Source organism: Pseudonocardia sp. ICBG601 (assembly GCF_020496245.1).
The window spans coordinates 1-3845 of the sequence record NZ_JAHLJA010000203.1; the positions used below are offsets into that span (position 1 = coordinate 1).

The window sequence follows — 3845 nt, forward strand, 5'->3', positions numbered from 1 at the left end:
CGAGTTCGGACATCGACATCACCCCAGGTCACGCTGTCTCACAATCTAACGTCCGAAACACCGCCTCGAAACACGGCCACATGGTAAACTTATGAGACAGTTGCGGGAGGAAACGAGACGATCATGACCGGCGAGTCCGCCATTACCGACCCGCGGATCGCCGCCGCCCTGGATGCCGACCGGGACCAGGCCAGGACGGTGACGTGATGGAACTGGGCTACGCCCGCGTCTCGACCACACACCAGGACCTCGAACGACAGCTCGACGCCCTGGGCCACCACGGCATACCCGACGAGCGGATCTACACCGACAAGAAGACCGGCGCCACCATCGACCGGCCCGGCTTCACCGAGCTGCGCCGCTACGCCCGCTCCGGCGACACGATCATCGCGACCACCTCGACCGACTCGGCCGCAATCTGCGCGAATGCCTCAACGTCGTGCACGAGCTGCGCGAGCAGGGCATCGGGATCAAGACCCTGAAGGACCCGATCCCGATCGACACCACCGACGACTCGCCGATGGCCGAACTCGCCGTCGCGCTACTGGCGCTGTTCGCCACACATGGAACGAGTGTTCATGCGCGAACGCGCCGCCCACGCCCGCGGAGGCCACCGCAGCCACGGGCAAACTGCCCGGCCGACCCCGCAAACTCGACCCCAACCAGCTCGCCGCGGCCCAGGCCGCCCTCGACACCGGCCAGACCGCCGACCAGATCGCAGCCGCGTTCGGCGTCAGCCGCGCCACCCTCTACCGCAACCTCACCGAAAATAAACCCGCTGACCAGCAATGATCGACTCGTTTGCGGCTGGTGACAACTCCCTTACCGGCGCCCCAAGCCGGGGCAAGCCGGGACAGCCGGGACACATTGAGCGTTCCAGCAGGTCACATGCGCTTTTTCCCTGTCCCGGCTTGAGGGGGTGTCCCGGCTCAAGCCGGGACACCCCCTCAACGAACAACACGCTCACGCAAGCCGAAGGCCGCCCTTACCGCATCCTGACCAGCGGTTATGCCTCGCCTGGCCCCGCGCCTCCTTGTTCAGCACTGTCGGTGACCAGATCAGGGGTGTAGCGCCGCCACGCGTCGCCGAACACGTCACGCTGGTAGCACCTGACCTTCCCGAGCCCAGGGAGCCGCATTTGCGTGGACTGGATGTCGTACTCGGCGAGGAGCTTCCCGAGGCGCATGGCGGTGAGTCCTTCGCCGCGTGGCCCGTAGTCCGCCCACGGCGCCTCCGGATCAGCCCGGAGCTGCTGGAGCAGCCGCATCGTCGGCAACGCCTGCTCGTCCCCGAACGCCGCATGGCAGTCCGCGAGGAGCCGGATGCGTTCGGACCGGTCATCCCCGGCACTGTCCTCTTGGAGGGCGAGGATGGCTTGGCGGGCGCGTTCGGGCCAGTGGCCTCCGGCGTGGTCGGCGATGGCGATGAGTGGTTCCCAGGTGTCAGCGGCCCGGTCCTCGACCGGCATCACCGGCTCAGCCGCCTCCAAGACCGATAGGTCGTTGCGGAGCCAGCTGTGCAGCCGCTCAGCGAGCTTCTGGAGGCGTGGCCGGTCGCGTCGGTGCCGGTAGGGCGCCACCTGTTCTCCGGGGGCTCTGCGGCGCATCTGGACGACGATGGCGCGGTCTTCGATGGTGTCGGGCATGCGTCCGATCCCGGCCAGCGCTGCCATGGCGAACGTCGAGATCGACTCGACGCGGTTTTTGGCGAGGTCGTAGCGCTTGGCGGGCCGGTTGCGTTGGTGTCCGGCGTTCAGGAGTCCGCGGAGGTCTTCGTGGCCGGTGGCTGCGGGTCCGAAGATCGTGTCGGCCTCATCGACGAGCATCGTGGGTGGGTCGGCGGTGATGGAGCGGTAGACCGCTGCCGGTGTGGCGTTGACGGTGATGAACGGCTGGTGGCAGGCGCCTTCGACGACGTCGAGGAGGCGGGATTTCCCGCAGCGCTTCTCCGGTGCCCGCACGACCAGGCGTGGTGCGTGGCCCAGGCGGGTTGGGCGTGGGTGGCGGCGATCCAGAGCACGACCCCGACGACGGCGGCGTCGGAGGGGAGGGCGACGTAGCGGCGCAGCGCGGTCTCCAGGTCGTCGAGGATCACCGCCCCGTCGACGTCGCTACTGGTGCTGTTGGTCGGTGGTGGGGTGAAGGTGCCGGATTCGGAACCTTCGCCCTGACCTGCGGGAACCTGGTCGTCGTGGGTGTTCACGCGGTCCTCCTGGAGGTGGTGGCGGCGGGTGCGGTGCTCGGGTGGTGTCGCCAGAGGCGTCCGGTCACCTCGGGCTCGTGCGGGTGCTCGGTCCAGGTCTCGGTCGGGGCGTAGGCGCGGAGCTCGGCGGCCGGATGGCCGTCCGGGTAGCGGCGAGACGCGTCCTGCATGGCTGCCAGGTCGTCGGCCCAGTACCAGCGCCCACGCCAGGGCCCGTCGACGAGGACGGCGAGTTCGCGGCCGTCGGCGACCTGGACCGCCAGCCGCGACATCCGGGGCGGCCGGTGCGCGGGGGAAGGGCGGTGCTGCCGCGTCGCTTCCGGTCCTCGCCCGCTGGGGCGGGCTGTGGTCCGGGTCGACTTGCCCACGACCAGCTGTGGGGCTGCGGTGGTGCTCATGCCGCGTCCCCACGTGCCCACCGGGCCGGGTCGCCGTGGGGCGGATACCGGCGCCGCATCAACTCCGCGAGGGACGGCTGTCGGGCGAGCCCGGCAGCGGTGTAGGCGACCGAGACCTGCTTGCTGGCGTCGCGCAACGCGACCCAGCGGGCGTGGCGCAGGTCGGCGACCTCCACGCCCACGCGGGCGGCGACGAGCAGCGGTGCGGTCGGCTGGGCTCGTCCGAGGACGGCGGCCAGCACGGCCGGGTCGACGAAGCTGATCACCTCCAGCGCGTCGGCCCGATCCGGGTGGGGCAGGCGCGGGATCGGGACTGCCAGGGCTCGACACGGGAGCGGGTCAGGTGCTGCAGGTGTTGCCGGTGGTTCCGGTAGTCCAGGAGAGTGGTGACTGTGTGTGGTCATGGGGGCTCCTGTTTTCGGCATGGCGAAGGGGAGGGAGGGAGGCGCCGAAGTGCTCCCGTCCCTGCTCAACTGCGGGTTTCAGAGGTGCTGGAGGGGGTGGGTCCCTGGGGTCCCTGGGTGACTGTCAGTGCAGGTCAGGTTGGGGAGGGACCCGTCGGGGACCCGGGAGGGAGAACTCCCTGGGTCCCTCCCGGGTCCCTGAGGGGGTCCCTCAGCTCAGGTCGTCGGACCCTTCGCCCCATTCGTCACTGTCGGTGACAGGATCGGTGGGTGTGTTGCGGTCGGTGAGGGCTTCTGCGATGCGGTCGGTGGAGACCTGTTTGGTGCCGCCGGTCTTGTAGGGCTTCGCCCCGTCGGGGAGTGCGTCGGCGAGGCGTTCGAAGGTCCAGGTCCCGTAGTGGGCGCGGTCGAGTTCGGCGAGCAGCGCGAGCGCTTCCTGGGTGCGCATCCGCTTCGCGCCCGCCTCGGTGAGGACGTGGAGCAGGTCCTCCAGAAGGTCCCGGCGAGGCGGCGGTGCCGGGGCGGTCGCTGCTCCGGTGGCGAGCCCGGCCTCTTCCCGCAGCTTCACCGCCCGCTCGACGATCGGTGTCAGCTCGTCGACGCCGTTGCCGCGTTGGATGTAGAAGCAGCGCATCAGCCCGTCCCGGCTGGTGAACCCGGATGTCATGGCGGTGCCGAGGTCCCCGAGGTCCACGGTGCCGTCGCTGCCCACGGTCATGGGTTGCAGGGTGGTGGCGGTGATCCCGGCGGTGTGTTTGCCGGTGCCGAGGATCGCGTCGTTGCCCTGGTGATCGGCGATGGCGAAACACGCCCGGTTCGACAGGACTTTCGCCACCGCCCG

General features: G+C 69.8%; 4 protein-coding genes and 2 pseudogenes. 2 read left to right on the forward strand and 4 right to left on the reverse strand.

The window, feature by feature from the left end:
* Positions 1-206: 206 nt before the first annotated feature.
* Positions 207-514 (forward strand): annotated as a pseudogene (locus tag KPL57_RS60330) (recombinase family protein); the annotation flags it as partial.
* Positions 427-792, forward strand: a complete 366-nt coding sequence (locus tag KPL57_RS73355; RefSeq protein ID WP_374203958.1) for a helix-turn-helix domain-containing protein — start codon at positions 427-429, stop codon at positions 790-792. The pseudogene KPL57_RS60330 and the gene KPL57_RS73355, both read left to right, overlap by 88 nt.
* A gap of 214 nt (positions 793-1006) precedes the next feature.
* Here the strand turns inward: KPL57_RS73355 and KPL57_RS71205 are convergent, their stop codons facing one another.
* The 4 genes and pseudogenes from KPL57_RS71205 to KPL57_RS60355 all read right to left on the reverse strand — a co-directional run.
* Positions 1007-1960 (reverse strand): DUF3631 domain-containing protein, encoded by a 954-nt coding sequence (locus KPL57_RS71205; protein ID WP_226358894.1) that lies wholly within the window; start codon positions 1958-1960, stop codon positions 1007-1009.
* Between the two features lie 238 nt (positions 1961-2198).
* Entirely contained in the window at positions 2199-2600 is a 402-nt protein-coding gene (locus tag KPL57_RS60345; RefSeq protein WP_226358778.1) for a hypothetical protein, read from the reverse strand.
* Positions 2597-2866: a hypothetical protein gene (locus tag KPL57_RS60350; RefSeq protein ID WP_226358777.1), complete on the reverse strand. Its 270-nt coding sequence runs from the start codon at positions 2864-2866 to the stop codon at positions 2597-2599. Before KPL57_RS60350 ends, KPL57_RS60345 begins: the two co-directional genes overlap by 4 nt.
* Before the next feature lie 349 nt (positions 2867-3215).
* Positions 3216-3845 (reverse strand): annotated as a pseudogene (locus KPL57_RS60355) (hypothetical protein); the annotation flags it as partial.

Coding starts and splice junctions, on each gene's coding strand:
- KPL57_RS73355 (WP_374203958.1), top strand. CDS start 427: ATGCCTCAACGTCGTGCACGAGCTGCGCGAGCAGGGCATCGGGATCAA.
- KPL57_RS60345 (WP_226358778.1), bottom strand. CDS start 2,600: ATGAGCACCACCGCAGCCCCACAGCTGGTCGTGGGCAAGTCGACCCGG.